Source organism: Brevundimonas sanguinis, assembly GCF_029636725.1.
Taxonomy (GTDB): Bacteria; Pseudomonadota; Alphaproteobacteria; order Caulobacterales; family Caulobacteraceae; genus Brevundimonas; species Brevundimonas sanguinis.
On the sequence record NZ_CP116770.1, the window covers coordinates 1,919,635 to 1,939,301 of the forward strand.

At 67.5% G+C, this 19,667-nt stretch carries 18 protein-coding genes and 2 tRNA genes; 12 read left to right on the forward strand and 8 right to left on the reverse strand.

Annotated features, from left to right (window positions below):
• The first annotated feature begins 2 nt into the window (after positions 1-2).
• From PIB44_RS09550 to PIB44_RS09560, 3 genes are read left to right on the forward strand one after another with little or no spacing between them, the layout of a single operon-like run.
• Positions 3-416, forward strand: a complete 414-nt coding sequence (locus PIB44_RS09550; protein ID WP_278069190.1) for a protein tyrosine phosphatase family protein — start codon at positions 3-5, stop codon at positions 414-416.
• 3 nt (positions 417-419) lie between these two features.
• A complete protein-coding gene (locus tag PIB44_RS09555) occupies positions 420-1,700 on the forward strand; it encodes an NAD(P)/FAD-dependent oxidoreductase (protein WP_278069191.1) in 1,281 nt (426 codons plus the stop codon).
• Positions 1,700-2,494, forward strand: a complete 795-nt coding sequence (locus PIB44_RS09560; protein WP_278069192.1) for a sulfite exporter TauE/SafE family protein — start codon at positions 1,700-1,702, stop codon at positions 2,492-2,494. The genes PIB44_RS09555 and PIB44_RS09560 overlap by 1 nt, the downstream gene beginning before the upstream one ends.
• Before the next feature lie 18 nt (positions 2,495-2,512).
• On the opposite strand, the gene PIB44_RS09565 is transcribed toward PIB44_RS09560, so the two are convergent.
• Together PIB44_RS09565 and hemA are read right to left on the reverse strand one after the other, a co-directional pair.
• Positions 2,513-3,745 carry a benzoate/H(+) symporter BenE family transporter gene (locus tag PIB44_RS09565; RefSeq protein WP_253121268.1) on the reverse strand — a complete coding sequence of 411 codons (1,233 nt, stop codon included), beginning with the start codon at positions 3,743-3,745 and terminating at the stop codon, positions 2,513-2,515.
• 134 nt (positions 3,746-3,879) lie between these two features.
• Entirely contained in the window at positions 3,880-5,127 is a 1,248-nt protein-coding gene (hemA, locus tag PIB44_RS09570) for a 5-aminolevulinate synthase (RefSeq protein ID WP_278069193.1), read from the reverse strand.
• A gap of 115 nt (positions 5,128-5,242) precedes the next feature.
• On the opposite strand from hemA, the gene pdxR (PIB44_RS09575) reads away from it, so the two are divergent.
• The 4 genes from pdxR (PIB44_RS09575) to PIB44_RS09590 all read left to right on the forward strand — a co-directional run bounded on the left by pdxR (PIB44_RS09575) (position 5,243) and on the right by PIB44_RS09590 (position 9,974).
• Positions 5,243-6,733, forward strand: coding sequence for a MocR-like pyridoxine biosynthesis transcription factor PdxR (gene pdxR, locus PIB44_RS09575; RefSeq protein WP_278069194.1), 1,491 nt, complete (start codon positions 5,243-5,245; stop codon positions 6,731-6,733).
• A gap of 86 nt (positions 6,734-6,819) precedes the next feature.
• Entirely contained in the window at positions 6,820-7,986 is a 1,167-nt protein-coding gene (alr, locus tag PIB44_RS09580; RefSeq protein WP_278069195.1) for an alanine racemase, read from the forward strand.
• Positions 7,983-8,744 (forward strand): YggS family pyridoxal phosphate-dependent enzyme, encoded by a 762-nt coding sequence (locus tag PIB44_RS09585; RefSeq protein ID WP_278069196.1) that lies wholly within the window; start codon positions 7,983-7,985, stop codon positions 8,742-8,744. Before alr ends, PIB44_RS09585 begins: the two co-directional genes overlap by 4 nt.
• 72 nt (positions 8,745-8,816) lie before the next feature.
• Positions 8,817-9,974: a DegT/DnrJ/EryC1/StrS family aminotransferase gene (locus PIB44_RS09590; RefSeq protein WP_278069197.1), complete on the forward strand. Its 1,158-nt coding sequence runs from the start codon at positions 8,817-8,819 to the stop codon at positions 9,972-9,974.
• Positions 9,975-9,980: 6 nt separating this feature from the next.
• Here the strand turns inward: PIB44_RS09590 and pdxY are convergent, their stop codons facing one another.
• From pdxY to PIB44_RS09605, 3 genes are all read right to left on the reverse strand, one after another.
• Positions 9,981-10,781, reverse strand: coding sequence for a pyridoxal kinase (pdxY, locus tag PIB44_RS09595; protein WP_278069198.1), 801 nt, complete (start codon positions 10,779-10,781; stop codon positions 9,981-9,983).
• Positions 10,782-10,798: 17 nt separating this feature from the next.
• Complete coding sequence (gene glyA, locus PIB44_RS09600) at positions 10,799-12,067, reverse strand: serine hydroxymethyltransferase (RefSeq protein WP_278069199.1); 1,269 nt, start codon at positions 12,065-12,067, stop codon at positions 10,799-10,801.
• A 98-nt stretch (positions 12,068-12,165) separates the two neighbouring features.
• Positions 12,166-12,405 carry a thioredoxin gene (locus PIB44_RS09605; RefSeq protein WP_278069200.1) on the reverse strand — a complete coding sequence of 80 codons (240 nt, stop codon included), beginning with the start codon at positions 12,403-12,405 and terminating at the stop codon, positions 12,166-12,168.
• Between the two features lie 118 nt (positions 12,406-12,523).
• On the opposite strand from PIB44_RS09605, the gene pdxR (PIB44_RS09610) reads away from it, so the two are divergent.
• The 3 genes from pdxR (PIB44_RS09610) to PIB44_RS09620 all read left to right on the forward strand — a co-directional run bounded on the left by pdxR (PIB44_RS09610) (position 12,524) and on the right by PIB44_RS09620 (position 17,734).
• On the forward strand, positions 12,524-13,960 hold the full coding sequence (gene pdxR, locus PIB44_RS09610) for a MocR-like pyridoxine biosynthesis transcription factor PdxR (RefSeq protein ID WP_278069201.1): 1,437 nt from the start codon (positions 12,524-12,526) through the stop codon (positions 13,958-13,960).
• Positions 13,961-14,489: 529 nt separating this feature from the next.
• A complete protein-coding gene (locus PIB44_RS09615) occupies positions 14,490-16,700 on the forward strand; it encodes a TonB-dependent hemoglobin/transferrin/lactoferrin family receptor (protein ID WP_278069202.1) in 2,211 nt (736 codons plus the stop codon).
• A gap of 62 nt (positions 16,701-16,762) precedes the next feature.
• On the forward strand, positions 16,763-17,734 hold the full coding sequence (locus PIB44_RS09620) for a DUF6607 family protein (RefSeq protein ID WP_278069203.1): 972 nt from the start codon (positions 16,763-16,765) through the stop codon (positions 17,732-17,734).
• Between the two features lie 225 nt (positions 17,735-17,959).
• Here PIB44_RS09620 and PIB44_RS09625 read toward each other — a convergent pair whose 3' ends face one another.
• The 3 genes from PIB44_RS09625 to PIB44_RS09635 all read right to left on the reverse strand — a co-directional run bounded on the left by PIB44_RS09625 (position 17,960) and on the right by PIB44_RS09635 (position 18,737).
• Positions 17,960-18,166: a type 2 periplasmic-binding domain-containing protein gene (locus PIB44_RS09625; protein ID WP_278069204.1), complete on the reverse strand. Its 207-nt coding sequence runs from the start codon at positions 18,164-18,166 to the stop codon at positions 17,960-17,962.
• A gap of 49 nt (positions 18,167-18,215) precedes the next feature.
• Positions 18,216-18,413, reverse strand: coding sequence for a hypothetical protein (locus PIB44_RS09630; RefSeq protein WP_278069205.1), 198 nt, complete (start codon positions 18,411-18,413; stop codon positions 18,216-18,218).
• A gap of 250 nt (positions 18,414-18,663) precedes the next feature.
• Positions 18,664-18,737 (reverse strand) — tRNA-Gln (locus PIB44_RS09635).
• A gap of 217 nt (positions 18,738-18,954) precedes the next feature.
• On the opposite strand from PIB44_RS09635, the gene PIB44_RS09640 reads away from it, so the two are divergent.
• Both PIB44_RS09640 and PIB44_RS09645 read left to right on the forward strand, forming a co-directional pair.
• Positions 18,955-19,031 (forward strand) — tRNA-Pro (locus tag PIB44_RS09640).
• A 74-nt stretch (positions 19,032-19,105) separates the two neighbouring features.
• Positions 19,106-19,654: a DUF924 family protein gene (locus PIB44_RS09645; protein WP_278069206.1), complete on the forward strand. Its 549-nt coding sequence runs from the start codon at positions 19,106-19,108 to the stop codon at positions 19,652-19,654.
• Positions 19,655-19,667 lie beyond the last annotated feature (13 nt).

Genomic DNA, 19,667 nt, shown 5'->3' on the forward strand with positions numbered 1-19,667 from the left:
TCATGGACATCCGCACCCTGGAAGACCGCCTGCACGTCTCGCCGCAGATCCTGCCTGAGGAGGTCCCGACGGCGGCCGCCCAGGGCTATCGCGCCATCATCTCCAACCGCCCCGACGCCGAAGAGCCGGGCCAGCCGACGACCGAGGACATCCGCGCCGCCGCCGAGGCCGCGGGCCTGCCCTTCGTCCACATCCCGGTCCGCGGCGGAGCCATGACGCCTGACGACGTGGCCCGCTTCAAGGCGGCGCTGGCCGAACTGCCCCAGCCCATCCTCGGCTACTGCCGTTCCGGCACCCGCACCACCTTCCTGTGGGCCCTGTCGCAGGCAGGCGAGCGCCCGGCCGAAGAGATCGTCGCCCTGGCCGCCGCCGCCGGTTACGACGTCTCGCCGCTCGGCCCGCGCCTGGAGGGCTGAGGCATGGCCCATACGGAAGCTTCCGAGACCTGCGACGTCCTGATCGTCGGCGGCGGCGCTGCCGGCATCGCCACGGCGGCCAGCCTGCTGCGCCGCCGCCCCGGCCTTGACGTGGTGATCGTCGAGCCGTCCGAGCGCCACTATTACCAGCCCGGCTGGACGCTGGTCGGCGCCGGCGTCTTCACGCCCGAGCGCACCATGCGCGAGACCTGCCGCCTGATCCCCAAGGGCGCCCGCTGGATCAAGGACAGCGTCGTCGACTTCGCGCCGGAAGCCGATCAGGTGCGCCTGTCGGACGGCCGCCGCATCGGCTATCGCGCCCTGGTCGCCGCGCCGGGCATCAAGCTGGACTGGGACGCCATCCCCGGCCTTAACCAGACGCTGGGCCGCAACGGCGTGACCTCCAACTACCGCGTCGATCTGGCGCCCTATACGTGGAAGCTGGTGCAGGAACTGAAGGGCGGCCGCGCCCTGTTCACCCAGCCGCCCATGCCGATCAAATGCGCGGGCGCCCCGCAGAAGGCCCTCTATCTGTCGGCCGACCACTGGCAGCGCACCGGCGCCCTCAAGAACGTGGACATCGAGTTCCACAACGCCGGGGCCGTGCTGTTCGGGGTCAAGGACTACGTCCCCGCCCTGATGAAATACATAGAGCGTTACGGCGTCGACCTGCGCTTCAACTCGCGCCTGACCGCCATCGATGGCGAGGCGCGCAAGGCGACCTTCGCCGTCACCGACGCCGATGGGGCCGTCAGCGAAGTCGACCGCGACTTCGACATGCTCCATGTCTGCCCGCCGCAGACCGCGCCCGACTTCATCCGCAACAGCCCGCTGGCGGCCGACAGCGGCTGGATCGACGTCGATCAGGCCACCTTGCATCACAACCGCCTCGACAACGTCTTCGGCCTGGGCGACGCCTGCTCGGCGCCCAACGCCAAGACGGCCGCCGCCGCCCGCAAACAGGCGCCGGTCGTGGCCGAGAACGTCATCTCCCTGCTGGACGGCAAGGCGCTGAAGGCGGTCTACGACGGTTACGGCTCCTGCCCCCTGACGGTCGAGCGCGGCAAGATCGTGCTGGCCGAGTTCGGCTATGGCGGCAAGCTGCTGCCCAGCTTCCCGGCTTGGATGCTGGACGGCCGCCAGCCGACGCGCCGCGCCTGGCACCTGAAGGCGCAAGCCCTGCCGGAAATCTACTGGGTCGGGATGCTGAAGGGCCGCGAGTGGCTGTGCGCCCCCGACTGCGTCGAGCCGGGCGTCGCCCCCCGCGCCAAGAGCGCCGCCTGATGGGCGAGCCGCTCAGCCTGCTGCAATACGGACTGGGCGCCGGGGCGGGGTCGCTGGTCGGCTTCACCCTGGGCCTGGTGGGCGGGGGCGGCTCGATCCTGGCCGTGCCGCTGATCGTCTATCTGGTGGGGGTGAAGGACCCCCACCTGGCCATCGGCACCAGCGCCTTCGCCGTGGCCGCCAACGCCTTCGCCAACCTGCTGAACCACGCCCGCCACGGGGCGGTGAAGTGGAAGATCGCCCTGCTGTTCGCGGCGGCGGGCGTGGTCGGGGCGGCCCTGGGCTCCAGCCTCGGAAAGGCGGTGGACGGGCAGAAGCTGCTGGCCCTGTTCGCCGTGCTGATGCTGGTCGTCGGCTCCCTGATGCTGCGCGGCCGCTCGGCTGCAGGCGACCCGCAGGTGATCCTGACCGCGCGCAATGCGCCCAAGCTGATCGGCACGGGGACGGCGACGGGGATGCTGTCGGGCTTCTTCGGCATCGGCGGCGGCTTCCTGATCGTGCCCAGCCTGATGGGCTCGACCGGCATGCCCATCTATTACGCCGTCGGCTCGTCTCTGGTCGGCGTCACCGCCTTCGGCCTGACCACCGCCTTCAACTATGCGCTGGCGGGATGGGTGGACTGGCCGCTAGCGGCGGTCTTCATCGGCGGCGGCGTTCTGGGCGGGTTGGTGGGCGCGCGACTGGCCAAGACGATGTCCAGCCGCAAGGGCCTGCTGAACACCGTCTTCGCAGGCCTGATCTTCGTCGTGGCCCTCTACATGCTCTATCAGAGCGCGCAGGCCTTGATGGCGTGAACACGGGGGCGTCCTGCCTTATGGCGTGACGCCCTCGCCCGCGACGTCCTTCGCAGCGCGACGCGGGACGCGGCCGGTGAAGATCCAGTGCGCCGCCAGCCCGATCACCAGCCCCCAGAAGGCGCCGCCGATCCCCAGCAGGGTGATGTTCGCTGCCGCCGCCAGGAAGGTGATCAGGGCCGCCTCCCGCGACGTGGTGTCGGCCATAGCGCCCGCCAGGCTGCCCCCGATCGTGCCCAGCAGCGCCAGCCCCGCCAGGGTGGTGATGAAGGCCGCCGGGAAGGCCATGAAAACCGCCGCCAACGTCACCCCGAACACGCCGACCAGGATGTAGAAGACCCCTGCGGCGACGCCCGCGATCCATCGCTTTGCGGGGTCTTCGTGCGCCTCTGGCCCCGTGGCGATGGCGGCGGTGATGGCGGCGATGTTGAAAGCGTGCGACCCGAACGGCGCCAACAGCAGCGAGCCCAGGCCCGTCACGGCGACGATGGGATTGGCGCTGGTCTTGAACCCGTCGTTCCTCAGCACCAACATGCCGGGCATGTACTGGCCCGACAGGGTGATCAGGAAGAGCGGCAAGGCCACGCTCAGCAGGGCGTTGAGCGAAAACGTCGGCATGACGAAGACTGGAGCGGCGAACTCCAGCTTCAGGCCCGACACGTCCACCCGCCCCTGCCAGATCAGGATCGCAACCCCTAACAGCAGGATGCCGACGACCGCATAGCGCGCCGAGAACCGCTTGAAGCCGACATAGGCCAGGATCAGCAGGCCGACCAGCAGGGGATCGACGCTGGCCCCGGCGAAGGCCCCCACGCCGAACTGCAACAATATGCCCGCCAGCAGGCCCGAGGCGATGCCCGGCGGGATCAGTCTGACCACCTTGTCGAAGCCGCCTGATACGCCGAGCAGGACGAAGGCGGCCGCCGAAACCATATAGGCGCCGATCGCATCGGCATAAGCCGTGGTCGCCAGTGCCGTGACCAGAAAGGCCGCCGCCGGCGTCGACCACGCCGTGATGATCGGCTCGCGATAGCGCCAACTCAGATACAGGCCGGTCAGGCCCACGCCGATAGAGACCGACCACACCCATGAGGCCGTCATCTCAGGGCTGAGCCCAGCGATCTTGGCCGCCTGGAAAACCAGGATGAAGGTGCCGCCATAGTTGACCAGAACGGAGATCAGGCCGGCGACGACGGGATGGAGCAGATCACTAAGGCGAAACGGCGAGGCGATGGTCGGGGAGGACGACATCTGGCTTGAAAGTCTCCGAGGAAGGGGTCGCGGACGGCGGCGATAAGCGGGGCGAAGTCGGCGCGTCGCCGGCCGCTGGATACAGACGCGCCACACCACCGCTTCTGGCGTGCGGGGTCTGGGCGCGGGCCGCGTCAGACGGTCTCTAGCTGGCGCATCGCCATCGCTGAGAAGCGTCGCCACTCGGTGTTATCGCACCAGATTTCGACCAGCGCCTCCAGCAGTTGCTCTTCGTCCTCGTCGGCATGAAGAGGCGTGGGCGTGACCCTGAGGCGCTCGGTTCCGCGCGCAACGGTCGGGAAGTTGATCGGCTGGATATAGACGCCGAAATCCTCCATCAGCCGGTCCGTCACGCGCCTCGCCGTCGCCGCGTCCCCGATCATCACCGGCAGGATGTGGCTGGGGCTGGGCAGGACCGGCAAGCCCATCCTGACCATGGCTTCGCGGATGGACTTGGCCCGCGCGGCCAGGGCTCGCCGGGGTCCGCCGTCGGCTTTCAGATGCTTCAGCGCAGCGCGCACCCCCGCCACGACCGACGGCGGCAGGGCGGTGCTGAAGATAAAGCCTGGCGCATGACTGCGAACAAAATCGACCGCATCCGCATCACCCGCCACATAGCCGCCCATCGCGCCGAATCCCTTGCTGAGCGTGCCCTGGATCATGCTGATGCGGTGCGACTGGCCGTCGCGTTCGGCCACGCCGGCGCCGCGCGCGCCGTACAGGCCCACGGCGTGGACCTCGTCCAGATAGGTGAAGGCGCCGTGTTTTTCGGCCACGTCGCAGATCGCAGCGATGGGGGCGAAGTCGCCGTCCATCGAATAGCAGCTCTCGAAGCAGACCAGCTTGGGCCGATAGCGGCAGACCCCGCTCATCAACCGGTCCAGATCGCGCCAGTCGTTATGGGCGAAGATGTGCTTCTCCACGCCCGAGCGCCGCATGCCCTCGATCATGGAGGCGTGGTTCAGGGCGTCAGAAAAGATCACCGCGCCCGGCAGGCGCGAGGCCAGCGTCGACAGGGCCGCGTCATTGGCCGCATAGCCCGAGGTGAACAGCAGCGCCGCCTCCTTGCCGTGCAGATCGGCCAGATCGCGTTCCAGCAGGACGTGCTCGTGACTGGTGCCCGAGATGTTGCGGGTGCCGCCCGCGCCCGCGCCATAGGTGCGGATCGCATTTTGCGCCGCCTCGACCACCTCGGGATGGACGCCCATCGACAGATAGTCGTTCGAGCACCAAATGGTGATGGTCCGCTCGCGCCGATGATCCCAGGCGTAGGGCGCGCCCTTCGACAGCCGCTCCAGATCGGCGAAGACGCGATACCGGCCCTCCTGCTTCAGGTCGTCCAGATCGCGGCTGAAGAAGTCGGCGAAGTCGAAAGCGCCCATGACATCACATCCCATCACAGGACGGGCGGCGACATTGCCATCCCGCCGGGGGCGTGACACCTAGCGCTGCATTGGCCGGGCCATTCCGGCCACTTTGGAAAGAAGCCCCAGACCATTGCTGAAGCGCGCCCAGCTGGACTCCGTTAAGGCCTTCATGGACCACCCGGCCCAGTCCGGCCTGCCCCTGCACGCGCGCATCCAGCGCGCCGTGCGCCAGTTGATCGTCGAGCGTTCGCTGACGGCGGGGCGCCCCTTGCCCTCGTCGCGCACTCTGGCCCGGTCGCTGGGCGTGTCGCGCGACACGGTCGAGACGGCCTATGCCCAGCTTCACGCCGAGGGCTTCATCGAGCGCCGCGTCGGCAGCGGCAGCTTCGTCTGCGAGCTGACCGAACTGGGCCTGAAGCGCGGGGTGCTGCGCCCGGCCGACCGCCGCCCCGCCCTGCAACCGGCGACGGCGCCGACCCTGAGTAAACGCGGGCAGGCGATGGCCGACAGCGGAGGTCTGCGCGACCCTTACGCCCCGCTGGCCTTCTCGCCCGGCGTGCCGGAGACGCGGCTGTTTCCCTTCGCCCAGTGGGACCGGCTGCACCGCCAGACCCTGCGCGAGGAAGGCGCCGCCGCCCTGCATCACGGCGATCCGCAGGGGCATCCGCGCCTTCGCCGCGCGATCGCCGAATACGCCAATCTCGAGCGCGGGGCGCGCGCCGACCCCGACCAGATCCTGGTCCTGACCAGTTCGCAGCAGGCCCTGTCCCTGTGCGCGCGGGTGCTGGCCGACCCCGGCGACGGCGTCTTCATCGAAGACCCGGCCTATCAGGGCGCCGCCAGGGCCATGGACGCGGCGGGGCTGGAACGCCTGCCCGTGGCGGTCGATGCGCAGGGGCTGCGCACCGACGACCTGCTAGCCCGGCGTGAGGACGGGCGGGCGGTGTTCGTCACCCCCTCGCACCAGTTTCCGACCGGGCGCACCCTGTCGCTGGACCGGCGTCTGGCCCTGATCCAGTGGGCGGCGGATCATGACGCCTGGATTCTGGAAGACGATTACGACAGCGAGTTTCACTACGCCGGGCGGCCGACCGCCTGCGTGCAGGGTTTGGACCCGCACGACCGGACCCTGTACCTGGGCACCTTCACCAAGTCGCTGTTTCCGGGGCTGAGGCTGGCCTATCTGATCCTGCCGCGCCCACTGGTCGAGCCTATGGTCGCGGCGCGCAGCCTGATGGACGGCTTCACCGCCTCTGTGGCCCAGCTGACGCTGGCGCGCTTCATCGAGGACGGCCGGTTCAGCGCCTATGTCCGCACCATGCGCGGCGTCTATGAGGAACGGCTGGATGCGCTGGAGGCGGCGGTGACGGCGCGTCTGTCCCACGTCGTCACGCCCGACCGGCCCGCCGGAGGATTGCAGATGCCCTGCTTCCTGAAGGACGGCTTAGACGAGGCCGAAACGGTGCGCGCGGCGCGGCGCGTCGGCGTCCACCTGACCGGCCTGACGCCCCTGCACGACGCGGGCGCGGGCCGCCCCGGCTGGCTGATGGGCTTCGCCGCCTCGACCCCGGCCGAGATCGACGCCGCCGTCGAACGGCTGGCGAAAATCTTCCCCGCGTGATCGACGCTTACAAAGCGGTCTGACGATCTGCGCCGACGTGGCGGGGAATGGCCGGGGCGGCGCTGGCTAGGGTGCAGAGGTCGGCGGTGAGCCGACGCCGTGAAAGCTTCCGTCCCTTGCCTGCCCTCGCCCTCTTCCCGACCGACCAGCCGGCCCGCCGATCCGACCATGGCGGCGGCCGCATTCGCGTGTCCCTAGGCGCCGTCGCCGCCAACTATCGCGCCATGCGGGACAGGATCGCGCCCGCCGCCTGCGCCGCCGTGGTCAAGGCCGACGCCTATGGTCTAGGCGCGGCCCGCATCGCGCCCGCCCTCTATGACGCCGGATGCCGCGCCTTCTTCGTCGCCCATCTGTTCGAGGCGGTGAATCTGCGCCGCGTCCTGCCCGCCGACGCCGAGCTGTTCGTGCTGAACGGTCTGGCGCCGGGCGCCGAATACGCCGCCCTCGCCGCCGGAGCGATCCCGGTGCTGAACAGCCGCGAACAGATGGAGGACTGGGCGCGTCTGGGCCGGGCCGTCGGGCGGCCGCTGGCGGCGGCGATCCAGTTCGACACGGGCATGTCGCGACTGGGTCTGCCGCCCGAGGACGCTGCATGGGCCTTTGACCCGGACGGCCCGATCCGCTGGATCGAACCGCGCCTGATCCTCAGCCATCTGGCCGTCGCCGACACGCCCGGCCATGCGGGCAATGCGCGCCAGCGTCAGGCCTTCGAGCGCATTCTGGCCCACGCGCGGCCGGGCGTTCCGCGTTCGCTGGCCAACTCGGCCGGGTGCTGGCTGGGCGAAGACTATCACTATGACGTGTGCCGGGTCGGGGCCGCCCTGTTCGGTCTGGACGCCTCGCCCTCGGCCAAGGCCATGCTGCCAGTGGTCGAGGTGACGGGCCGCGTCATCCAGACCCGCGCCGTGCCTGCGGGCGCGGGTGTCGGCTACGGCTGGGCCGTCACGGCGGCGAAGGGAATGCGTCTGGCCACCATCGGCGTGGGCTATGCTGACGGCTGGCCGCGTCAGTTGTCGGCCACCGGCGGCGCAGCATTCGAGGGGCGGTTGCTGCCCTTCGTCGGGCGCATCTCGATGGACAGTCTGGTCGTGGACATCAGCGACCTGCCGCCCGATGCGGTGAAAGCGGGCGATCAGCTCGAACTTCTGGGCCCCAATCGCACGCCGGAACAACTGGCTCGGGACGGCGCGACCATCGACTATGAAGTCATCGCGCGGCTGGGCCGCCGCCTGTGTCGGGAGTATGTTTCGTGACCCTTTCGCCTGAAAACCTCGAACGCTTCGGTGCTGACCCGCGCGAGCGGTTCGCCGCCAATCTGGCGCTGGTCCATCGCCGCATCGCCGCCGCCTGCGAACAGGTCGGGCGGCCGATCGACAGCGTGCGTCTGTTGCCGATCACCAAGACGGTTCCGGCCGAGGTCCTGCGTCTGGCCTGGGCCGCGGGCGTCACCGACTTCGGCGAGAACAAACTTCAGGAGGCTCGCGACAAGGCTGAGGCCATGGCCGACCTGCCAATGCGCTGGCACGTCGTCGGCCACCTTCAGTCGAACAAGGTCAAATACCTGACCCGTCTGGCCGACGAGTTTCATGCGCTGGACAGTCTCAAGCTGGCCGAGGTGCTGAACAAGCGGCTGGAGACCGACGGCCGCGACATGAAGGTCTATGTCCAGGTCAACACCTCGGGCGAGGAGAGCAAGTTCGGTCTGCATCCCGATGATGCCCTGGACTTCATCGAACGGCTGGAAGCCTTTCCCCGGCTGAAGCCGCAGGGGCTGATGACGCTGGCGGTGTTCAGCGAGGACCCGGACAGGGTGCGGCCCTGCTTCACCCTGTTGCGGTCCCTGCGCGACAGGGCCGAGCGCATTGATGGGCGCATCACCGGCCTGTCGATGGGCATGACCGGCGACTACGAACTGGCCGTGCGCGAAGGCGCGACCGTGGTCCGCGTCGGCCAGGCCATCTTCGGCCCGCGCCCGACGCCGAACGGGCACTACTGGCCAGGTCTGGCCTGAGCTGACTTGCCCTGGGCCGACTGGGCCTGAGCCGACTGGGCCTGACTTTCCTCCACTCCCCGGAGTAACCGCGTGACCATTCCCTTCATCGATCTTCTCAGCCAGCGCCGCCGCATCGGCGCGACCATCGACGCCGCCCTGCTGGAGGTCGCCGCCAGCGGCCAGTACATCATGGGTCCGGCGGTCGGCGCCTTCGAACACGCCCTGTGCGACTTCGGACAGGCGCCGCACGCCCTGTCCTGCTCCAACGGGACGGATGCGCTGGTGCTGCTGATGATGGCGTGGGACGTGGGGCCGGGAGACGCCGTCTTCTGCCCCGCCTTCACCTTTGCGGCTACGGCCGAGGTGGTGGCGCTGGCGGGCGCCACGCCGGTCTTTGTCGACATCCGTCCCGACACCTGGACGATCGACCCCGACCACCTGCGCGCCGCCGTCGAGGCGGTCGAGCGCGAGGGCGTGCTGAAACCCCGCGCCGTCATCGCCGTGGACCTGTTCGGGCAGCCCGCAGACTATCCCGCCCTGTCGGCAATCGCGCAGCAATACGACATTAAGCTGATCGCGGATTCGGCGCAGGGGTTCGGCTGCACCCTGAACGGCCAGCACCCCATCCACTGGGCCGACGCCACGACGTTGAGCTTCTTTCCGGCCAAGCCGCTGGGCGCCTATGGCGACGGCGGGGCCGTGCTGATGAAGGAGGCGGCCCTGATGGACCACCTCGTTTCCCTGCGAGTCCACGGTCAGGCGACGGCGGCGGATGCGGCGGCGCAGGGCTTCGCCCACGACCCGAAATACCTGAACCCGCGTCTGGGCATGAACGGACGGCTGGACACGCTGCAGGCCGCCGTCCTGCTGGAGAAGCTGAAAATCTTCCCGGACGAGATCGAGCGCCGCAACCGCATCGCCGAGCACTATGTGCAGGGGCTGGCCGGTCATGTGGCGGCGACGCCGGTGGTCATACCCGGCGGCCGGTCGGTCTGGGCCCAGTTCACCGTCGAGCATGACGATCGCGACGCCCTGGCCGCCCATCTGAAGGCTGAAGGCGTGCCGACCGCCGTCTATTACCCGATCCCCCTGCACCGCCAGCCCGCCTATCGCCAGCACCCGGTCGGCCCCGGCGGTCTGGCCGCGACCGAGGCCAAGGCGGAACGGGTCATCAGCCTGCCGATGAGCGCCTATCTGGACAAGGCCGTGCAGGATCGGGTGATCGCCGCCGTCGCCAGCTTCGGCTGAGGGCTTTCAGCCCTCGGTCAGGCGCATCTCGAAGGCGCCCGCCGCCTGGGTCCGCAGCAGAACGGTCTGGACCCCGGCGGTGGCGCGGGCGGCGGCCTCGGCTAGTCCCTCGCCGCGCATCAGCCAGCCGGTCAGGTATGCGGTGAACAGGTCGCCCGTGCCGCTGGGCCGGATCGGGATGCGGGGGATGGAGGTGCGATGGGCGACGCCGCCTTCGACGGCCACCGTCTCGACCTCGCCTGGCGCGGTGTCCGTCAGGACGCAGCCCGCCACCACCGTCCGCCCCGTGCCGCGCGCGCTCAGGATGCGCGTCGCCTCGATCACCCCCGCGACCGTATCAGGCCGTTCGCCGACCAGTCGGCCCAGTTCGAACTGGTTGGGGGTGATGATGTCGGCCATCGGCGTCAGCTCGTCGCGGAACTGTTCGATCAGGCCCTCGGCGACGAAGACGCCCAGATCATCGTCGCCGATTACCGGGTCGCAGATGTGCAGCAGGGCCGGATTCTTCGCCTTCCAGCGCCGCAGGAAGCCCGCCGTCGCCGCCGCATTGGCGGCCGAGCCCATATAGCCCGTGACCACCGCCCCGGATGTCATCGGCAGGTCGCGCTCCTCGACCCCCAGCAGCAGGTCGGCGACCAGTTCCGTCTCCAGAATCCGGCCGCGCATGGTGGGATAGTGCGGGTGATTGGACAGCAGGGTGGTCGGCACCGCCGCCACCTCCAGCCCCATGGCCTGCATCGGCTGGACCGCCGCGCTGTTGCCGACGTGGCCGTAGACGACCTGGCTCTGAATCGAGATGACCCGCACGCGCCTTCAGAACCTCCTTAGGCGGGCGTCAGCGCCGGTCCGGCGATCGGCCAGGCCCGCGTCAGTTCTCTTGCCTGCGCCTTCACCGCCGCGCTGTCGAGATCGCCGTCTCGCAGGCCTTTGAGGATGGTCAGGATCATGCCGCCGACCGTGCGGAACGCCTCGGCGTCGAACCCGCGCGAGGTCGAGGACGGCGAACCCAGCCGTAACCCCGACGTCACCATGGGCGAGGCCGTGTCATAGGGGACCGAGTTCTTGTTGGCGATCAGGCCGTGATCCTCCAGCGCATCGACCGCCGCCTTGCCGGTCAGGCCGAAGGGGCGCAGGTCGACCAGCACCAGATGGCAGTCCGTTCCGCCCGACACGAGGCGCAGGCCTCCGTCCGCCAGCGTCTGGCCCAGCACGCGGGCGTTCTCGATCACCGCCTTTGAGTATTCGACGAAGTCCGGTTGCAGCGCCTCGTGGAAGGCCGCCGCCTTGCCGGCGATGACGTGCATCAGCGGCCCCCCTTGCGTGCCGGGGAAGACGGCCTTGTCGATGCGCCTTGCCAGCTCTGGATCATTGCACAGGATCAGACCGCCGCGCGGGCCGCGCAGGGTCTTGTGCGTGGTCGAGGTGGTGACATGAGCGTGCGGCGTCGGATTGGGATAGAGGCCCGCCGCGATCAGCCCGGCGTAGTGGGCCACGTCGGCCACCAGCCAGGCGCCGACCCTGTCCGCGATCTGGCGCATCCGGGCGAAGTCGATGCGGCGCGGATAGGCCGAGCCGCCTGCATAGATCAGGCGCGGCCGATCCTGAAGGACGCGCCGTTCCATGTCGTCATAGTCGATCAGGTCGTCGTCCTCGCGCACCCGATAGGCGCTGACCTCGAACCACTGGCCCGACAGGCTGACCGGCGAGCCGTGCGTCAGGTGACCGCCGCAGGCCAGGTCCAGCCCCATGATGCGGTCGCCCGGCTTGATCAGGGCGAACAACACGGCCAGATTGGCGTTGACGCCCGAGTGCGGCTGGACGTTGGCGTAGGCCGTGTCGAACAGGGTGCAGGCGCGTTCGATCGCAAGCTTCTCGGCGATGTCGACCGCCTCGCACCCGCCGTAGTAGCGGCGGCCCGGATAACCCTCAGCGTATTTGTTGGTCAGGACCGAGCCCTGCGCCTGACGCACGGCGGCGCTGACGATGTTCTCGGACGCGATTAATTCGATGCTGTCCTGCTGGCGCTGGCGCTCCTGCATCAGGGCTTGGGCCAGTTGCGGGTCCAGAGCCCGCGTCGCAAGGTCGGAAGTCATGCCGTCTCCGTCTGACAAAAAGAGGCGGGCGGCTTGACGAGAGGGAGGCCGCCCGCCCAGCGGCCGCGCTTCGGGGGAAGGAAGCGTAGCCGAACAGATCACCCGCGCAGGGCCGAGAGATCCGCGCCGTGATTGATGTGGTACACGGCGCCGTCGATGACGAAGGCGGGCACCGACTTGACGCCGGCGGCCTCGGCCTCCGCCAGGCGCTCGGACGTCTCTCCAAGATGCACCACTTCAACAGCGTAGGCGGCCGGGTCCAGGGCGCCCACGAAGCCCCTCTCGGCATCAAGGCAGACGGTGCATCCTGCGTGATAGAAAACAGCTTTCCCGGACATGACGCTTTCTCGTGTTTCTGGTCCCGCAGCGGTGTTGCTGAATGGGAGAGCGGCTGGGATAACCGGCGAAACGGCCCCGTGATAAGTGCCGCTATTTCGAAACTTGATAGGCCGGATTATGGCGCGCAGCACCGTCGTCATTGAACTGATAGAAGACGCCTCCAGGCCCATCTTCATCAACCTGGCGGAATCGATCATCCGCGAGATTGAACGTGGCCGGCTCAAGCCTGGAGATCGCCTCCCGGGGACGAGGGCTCTCGCTGGGACGCTCGGCGTGCACCGGAATACGGTCGACGCCGCCTATCAGGAGCTGGTGCTTCAGGCCTGGCTGGTTTCCGAGGCGTCCCGCGGCACATTTGTCGCAAGGGACCTGCCGGACCTGGGCGCCCGAAGCTGGGCAGGGCATGCCAAAGCCCGGGCGGCACCGATCGAAGCGCGAACCGCTCTGCCTCCCCTGAAATTCTCCGACGGCGCGCCTGACGCCCGGCTGATGCCTGGCGCAGAACTGGCGCGCGCCTTCCGCCGCGCCGTGTCCGCCTCAGGGCTGAGAATGCTGACGGGATATGGCGATCCTCGCGGCGCAGCGCCCCTGCGATCGGCCCTCGCCCGCTATCTGTCTTCGGAACGCGGCCTGATTGTCGGCGCCGACGACATCCTGGTCACGCGTGGGAGTCAGATGGCGCTCTTCCTCGTGGCGGGCGCCGCTCTCAGGCCAGGTGAAGCGGTCGCCGTCGAAGACCCGGGCTATCCCATGGCCTGGAAGTCATTTCGCGCCGCGGGCGCCCGCGTCGTGGGCGCTCCTGTGGACGGCCTGGGCCTGGATATCGACCGCCTGGAGAGCCTGCTCGACCAGGACCCGGGGATTCGCGCGATCTATCTGACGCCGCATCACCAGTATCCCACCACCGTGACTCTTGGCGCAGGGCGCCGCCTGCGGCTCTTCGACATTGCGCGCCGGCGCCGACTGACGCTGATCGAAGACGACTATGACCACGAATACCGTTTCGAAGGCCGGCCGGTTCTGCCCATGGCGGCGCGCGCGCAGGCTGAAGACCGGATAATACACATCGGTTCGGTGTCAAAACTGCTCGCTCCTGCCTTGAGGATCGGCTACGCCACCGGAACCTCCGCCTTGTTGGAAAGAATGAAAAATCTGCGCGAAGCGATTGATCGTCAAGGCGATGTCCTCCTGGAAACCGCTCTCGCCAAGCTGATCGACGAAGGCGATCTCGGCCGTCACGCCCGCAAGGCGAGAAAGGTCTACGAACAGCGCCGCGACCACCTGGCGGATGAACTCACTGCACGGCTCGGCGACGCCGTCGCCTTTGATCGTCCCGCAGGGGGACTGGCTCTCTGGGTGAAAGTTCATCCGTCGATCAACGCCTCGGCCTGGGCGGCCGCCGCCCAGGGCTCGGGTCTCTTGCTGACACATGGCGGCCAGCTTTGCCTGGAAGAGGATGGCCAAATGAACGCCTTCCGGCTCGGCTTCGCCAGCCTCGACGATGCCGAGCTCAGACGCGCCGTCAAACTCCTGGAGACCTCCAGGCCCGTCTAGCGATCCAGTGGTCTTCAGAACCGGAGGATCGCGCCCATCCCGCTTCATGCCCCCGTCGTGAGCTGATGTCTCGAGGGTTGACTGGTTCATGTCCTGACGAACCTTCGTCAGAAAACCCGCGCAACGTCGGCGACCTGACGAGATCGACAGAACCGTCCAAGGCCGGGCGTCGACCCAACGATCACCCAAGCCGGTTCAACAACTCGATACACGCCTTTCACAGCCGCCGAGCCTCGACACGTCGGGCCCGCCGAACTCGGCCTTCCATTTGGAAGTCCGAGACTGAGTGATGCCGAATCAAGTGTTAGGCAGGAAAACGGGCAACTTCCGGTTCCTTTAAAATCAATGACTTCGTCGGCGGGATTGTTGTTTCGGTGCAAAGGTAGCGCTGTCCGGTTGACATGAGCGAATGCGGAACACGCTGCCACATGCCACCGCCTAAGAGTGCTTAGCCAAATAGAAATAGTGCTATTGATTCTGATAATCGTTCGCATTAAAGGCGAGGCCTCTTTCAAACGGGGTGCCGCCTATGCGTTCGCTATTGATGATTTCCGCCGGGGCCGCGGCTCTTGGGGCCGCCTTGCCGGCCAGCGCGGAGGACGGGTTTGAGATCGACCTGAATCAACCGGTGCGGGTGGCTCCGGTCACCGTCGTCGGCACCCGCACCGAACGACGCGTTGACGAAGTGCCCGCCAGCGTCAGCGTCATCACCGCAAAAGACATCGAGACCAACCTCGTTACGGACATCAAGGACCTGATCCGGTTCGAGCCGGGCGTTAGCGTTCCGACCAGTCCGGCCCGCTTCTCGGCAGCCCTGTCGGGCGCCGGGCGGGACGGCAATTCGGGTTTCACCATCCGCGGCATGGGCGGCAACCGCGTCCTGATCGTCCAGGACGGCGTGAGGGTGCCGGACGGCTTCGCCTTCGGCGCCCAGGCGGTCGGACGCGGCGGCTATAATGACTTGGATCTGGTCAAGTCGGTCGAGATTCTGCGCGGTCCGGCTTCGGCTCTGTATGGCTCGGATGGCATCGCCGGGGCGGTCAGCTTCACCTCGAAGGACCCGACCGACTTCATCGAGGCGGGCCGCAGCTTCGGCGTGCGTGCGCGTGTCGGCTACAGTTCGGCTGATGAGGGCTGGACCGAAGGCCTGGCCCTGGCCGGGCGCAGCGGCGCCCTGTCGGGTCTGCTGGCCTACACCCGCCGCGACGCTCAAGAGACCGAGAACAGGGCTGAGACCGGCGGCGTCGGCGCGGCCCGAACCCAGCCCAATCCCCAGGACTTCGCCTCCAACGCCGTGTTGGCCAAGCTGGTCTGGGATGTGAATGACCATCACACCTTGCGCCTGACCTACGATCACTTCGATCAGGACATGGATGGCGCGGCGTTGAGCGGTTATTCGGCCACGGTCGTCGGCTTGACGGCTCATGACGAGACCCAGCGCGATCGCGTCAGCCTTGACTGGCGTTTCGACGACGTCCTAGGTCTGGATTCGGGCTCTGTGGCCGCGTTCTGGCAGGATTCGACCACGCGCCAGTTCACCTATGAGGACCGCACGCCAGCGGTCGACCGCACTCGCGACGTGACGTTCGACAACGCCGTCTGGGGCTTGGCGGCGCAGGGCTCCCGAAGCTTCGGCGGCGAGGCCGTTCGTCACCGGGTCACCTTCGGCGCCGACTGGTCGCGCACCACCCAGGAAGGCATCCGCGATGGCACGGTCCCGCCCATGGGCGAGCCTTTCCCCGCCCGGCCTTTCCCCAAGACCGAGTTCGACCTGGCGGGCCTGTTCATCCAGGACGAGATCGATCTGCTGGGCGGCCGCCTCAGCATCATCCCGGCCCTGCGCTACGACTGGTATGAGCTGACGCCGCAGGCCGACGCCCTGTTCCCGGCCCCGGCCGAGGGGCAGAGCGACAGCCATCTGTCGCCCAAGATCGGCGCCATCTACTGGGCCGACGATCATTTCGGCGTCTTCGCCAACTACGCCCAGGGCTTCAAGGCGCCCTCGCCGATGCAGGTGAACAACTTCTTCGCCAACCCGGTATTCGGCTATGAGTCCATCCCCAATCCCGACCTGAAGCCCGAAACCAGCGAGAGCATCGAGGGCGGCTTCCGCTTCCGCAATCTGGAAGCCTTCGGCGGCGCCCTTTCGCTGCAGGCTACGGCCTTCCGCACGGAATACGACGACTTCATCAATCAGGTCGTGGTGAGCGGGACCGGCGTGCCGGGCGTCGATCCGCTGATCTATCAGTACGACAACCTGACCAAGGTCGAGATCTGGGGCCTGGAAGCGCGCGGCGATATTCACTGGGACAACGGCTTCTCGGCCATCGTCGCCGCCTCCTTCGCCGACGGCGAGCAGGAGACGGACGGCCAGCGCGGCGCCCTGACCAGCGTGGATCCGATCAAGTTGGTCGGCGGGCTGAACTACGCCGCTCCCTCGGGCGTCTGGGGCGGAAGCGCCACGGTCACCTGGTCGGACAGGAAGTCGAACCACGAATGCGGCGGCGGCCTGTGCTGGCCGGGCGAGCGCTTCACCCTGCTGGATGTGATCGCCTTCTGGAACGTGACCGAACGGGCCACTCTGCGCGCCGGCGCCTTCAACGTGTTTGACGAGAAATACGCCTGGTGGAGCGACGTGCGCGGCCTGAACAGCCCGGCCGTCGGCGCCCGACCGGCGACGCTGGACGCCTTTACCCAGCCCGGCCGCAACGTCGGCGTGTCTCTGAGCGTGCGCCTGTGAGCTCGACCATGCCCCGGAAGCGCCAGCTGAAACCCCGTCCTTCGCAAACCAATGGAGCCCCCATGCGCGCAATCTTGATCGCGGCCGCCCTTCTGACCGGCGCCCCGGCCGTCCAGGCCTTGCCCGCCTCGACGGAGACGGGCCAGACCCAGGCGCCCGCTAGCGCCTTTGAACAGGACCGTCAGGCCATCCTGGCCCAGGTCGGCGATTATCGCGTGCGTTTCGACATGCGCGAGACGGTTGGCCTGCAGGCGGACTATCAGCCGCTCGAGCCCAAGCGGTCCGGCGGCACCGAGATCGTGCGTGTCGTCTACGACACCGGCGATCGCATCAGCCTTCAGCACATCCTGGTCATGTATCACCAGGGTCAGACCATACTGGTCAAACACTGGCGTCAGGACTGGGCCTATCAGCCCGAGACCGTGCTGACCTACGCCGGACCGAACCAGTGGACCCTGACTCCTGTGTCGGACGAAGAGCGTCGCGGCGCCTGGTCCCAGACTGTCTGGCAAACGGACGATTCGCCTCGCTATGGCGGCGTCGGACGTTGGAGCTACGACAATGGCATGACCGTGTGGACGTCCGGCCCGACCTGGCGGCCGCTGGCCCGTCGCGACGCGGTGCGCAACCCGGTCTATGACCGTTATCTTGGGACCAATCGCCACGTTATCCGTCCGGGCGGCTGGGTCCACATTCAAGACAACGTCAAAATGACCGGGCGTAACGGCGGTGTTCCTCAGGCCGTGGTTCAGGAAGACGTGGTCAACACCTACGACGCCTCGACGGCCTTCGAGCCCAAGCCCGGCGACGACTATTGGGCCGCGACCAAGGACTATTGGGCCGAGGTCCGCGCCGCATGGGACGCCGTGATCGCACGCGACGGAGGCGTCCATGTTCAGGAGGTCGCTGAAACCGGCGCCGTCACCAGCGCCCCTCTGAGGGATCTGGCGGACCAGATCAATGCAGGGACATTGACTACCCAAGCTGCTGTAGAGCGCGGACGCGCCCTGATCGCCGACGCAACCCGGCGTTAAGCACCTCTTCCGCCTATCGTGCCGGTCCGGGTGAAGCAGCGTCTGATTTGGGTCGCCTAGCTCTGCAGCGCATAAATCAAGTCCGCCCCGGACACGAGCGGGGGCCCAAGATCGGGCGGGGGGGGGGCCATGACCCGACGGCCCCCCCTGCTTTCCCAGCCCTTATAGGCAATCGCGGATTCACCAGTCTGATTGTGATTAACTAGGCTGATTTCGGCATGAAACCTACGGACCGAAATCGCCCCCAAGCGAGTCCCCAGCCGGTTCTTGAGCCGGTGACAGCATTCTAAGAAACTCCTCGGCCAGACGCGACGGCTTGACGCTGCTGGACACCACGAAGGCGTGTTCATGCAGAATGTCTGGATCGAACCGACCCAGCACGGTTTGATCGCGCACATAGGCCTGCGCCAGTCGTTCGTTGACGATAGCCACGCCGACGCCACGCGCAGCCAGGGCGCAAGACGAGGCCACCGTGTGGGTTTCAACGCATGTCAGGGCCGTGCTGGATGATCTGGATCGCGGCGAATGCCCGACCGTCCTGCAGACGTCGGATGGTCTGCCCTAGACGCCGCTCGGCAACGGCCTGGATAGCGGCGTGAGGCGCGCCCGCCTTGAGGCGGATGAGGCCGCGAAACGATCCGGCAAGGCCAGCGCCGGCCTTGAGGGCCTGCGCTTCCATGACCTGCGCGGCACAGCCGCCACCAACTTCATCCGTGCAGGTCTGCCGCTGGATGATGTCGCCACGATCCTGGGCTGGGAGCTCGACCGCGTGAACGAGATCGCACGGCGTTATGTAACGGGAGAGGCCATCGGTTTAGGCATGATCGCGCGGCTCCAGGAGACCCGGAACCGAAGGCCAACTGTAAAACCCGCTGTAAAACCTGAGCCCCGAAGGGGGCGCTCAAGGCGCTCAAACCCTTACAGGACGATGGCTGGGGAACTAGGACTCGAACCTAGAATGACGGTACCAAAAACCGTAGTGTTACCATTACACCATTCCCCAGCGGTCCGGTGTTCCCGCCGGCGCAGTGCGTCCCGGCGAGGAGCGGTCAGATACGCCAAGGTTTCGGGGGATGCAACACCTGAAAAGGAAAGAATTTTCATCGGCCCAAGAGTTTTTTCCGGAGGCTCATTTACCCGCTTGCGAGGGCCGGTCGGCATGGCTATAAGCCCCCTCCTCGACGCAAGCGGCGACCACGGCTCGTCTGATTGCGTAAAGTCGGAGTGTGGCTCAGTCTGGTAGAGCACCGCGTTCGGGACGCGGGGGTCGCAGGTTCGAATCCTGCCACTCCGACCATTTCTTTCTCTAATTGCGAAGTCAGAGCCGTCGCAAGGTCGCGCCCGCTGGCGCGCTGCTGCTAGGCTGGCGGCATGACCCAAGTTCTGACCCCCGCTGAAGTCGTCGCCTTCTGGACCGAGGCCGGCCCCGAAAAATGGTTCGCCAAGGACGCCGCCTTCGACCGCGCCTTCACCGAGTTGTGCCGCGACAGCCACTTCGCCGCCGCCGCGCGCCAGCTGGATCATTGGCTGGAGACGCCCGACGCCGCCCTGGCCCTGATCATCCTGCTGGACCAGTTGCCGCGAAACGCCTTTCGCGACACCGCCCACATGTTCGCAACCGACCCCCTGGCCGTCGCCTTCGCCAAGAAAGCGATTGAGCGCGGACATGATCGCCAGGTCGCGAAGGAACTGCGCCCCTTCATGCTGATGCCTCTGATGCACTCCGAGTCGTTGGAGGATCAGGACCACCTTCTGGCTCTGCTGGATGAAGCGACCGAAGCGCAGACGTACAAGTTCGCCGTGATTCATCGGGACATCATCGCCCGTTTCGGCCGCTTCCCGCACAGGAACGACTGTCTGGGCCGCGTGACATCCGCAGAGGAGGCGGCCTTCCTCAGCGCAGGCGGCTTTTCCGGCTAGACGTCGATTGCTT

What these genes read in the sequence shown, in the direction of transcription:
- PIB44_RS09605 (WP_278069200.1), bottom strand. Translation starts at nt 12,405, where the DNA reads ATGTCCGGGAAAGCTGTTTTCTATCACGCAGGATGCACCGTCTGCCTT.
- PIB44_RS09550 (WP_278069190.1), top strand. Translation starts at nt 3, where the DNA reads ATGGACATCCGCACCCTGGAAGACCGCCTGCACGTCTCGCCGCAGATC.
- PIB44_RS09645 (WP_278069206.1), top strand. Translation starts at nt 19,106, where the DNA reads ATGACCCAAGTTCTGACCCCCGCTGAAGTCGTCGCCTTCTGGACCGAG.
- hemA (WP_278069193.1), bottom strand. Translation starts at nt 5,127, where the DNA reads ATGGGCGCTTTCGACTTCGCCGACTTCTTCAGCCGCGATCTGGACGAC.
- glyA (WP_278069199.1), bottom strand. Translation starts at nt 12,067, where the DNA reads ATGACTTCCGACCTTGCGACGCGGGCTCTGGACCCGCAACTGGCCCAA.
- pdxR (WP_278069201.1), top strand. Translation starts at nt 12,524, where the DNA reads ATGGCGCGCAGCACCGTCGTCATTGAACTGATAGAAGACGCCTCCAGG.
- PIB44_RS09560 (WP_278069192.1), top strand. Translation starts at nt 1,700, where the DNA reads ATGGGCGAGCCGCTCAGCCTGCTGCAATACGGACTGGGCGCCGGGGCG.
- PIB44_RS09565 (WP_253121268.1), bottom strand. Translation starts at nt 3,745, where the DNA reads ATGTCGTCCTCCCCGACCATCGCCTCGCCGTTTCGCCTTAGTGATCTG.
- PIB44_RS09620 (WP_278069203.1), top strand. Translation starts at nt 16,763, where the DNA reads ATGCGCGCAATCTTGATCGCGGCCGCCCTTCTGACCGGCGCCCCGGCC.
- PIB44_RS09615 (WP_278069202.1), top strand. Translation starts at nt 14,490, where the DNA reads ATGCGTTCGCTATTGATGATTTCCGCCGGGGCCGCGGCTCTTGGGGCC.
- PIB44_RS09630 (WP_278069205.1), bottom strand. Translation starts at nt 18,413, where the DNA reads ATGGAAGCGCAGGCCCTCAAGGCCGGCGCTGGCCTTGCCGGATCGTTT.
- PIB44_RS09555 (WP_278069191.1), top strand. Translation starts at nt 420, where the DNA reads ATGGCCCATACGGAAGCTTCCGAGACCTGCGACGTCCTGATCGTCGGC.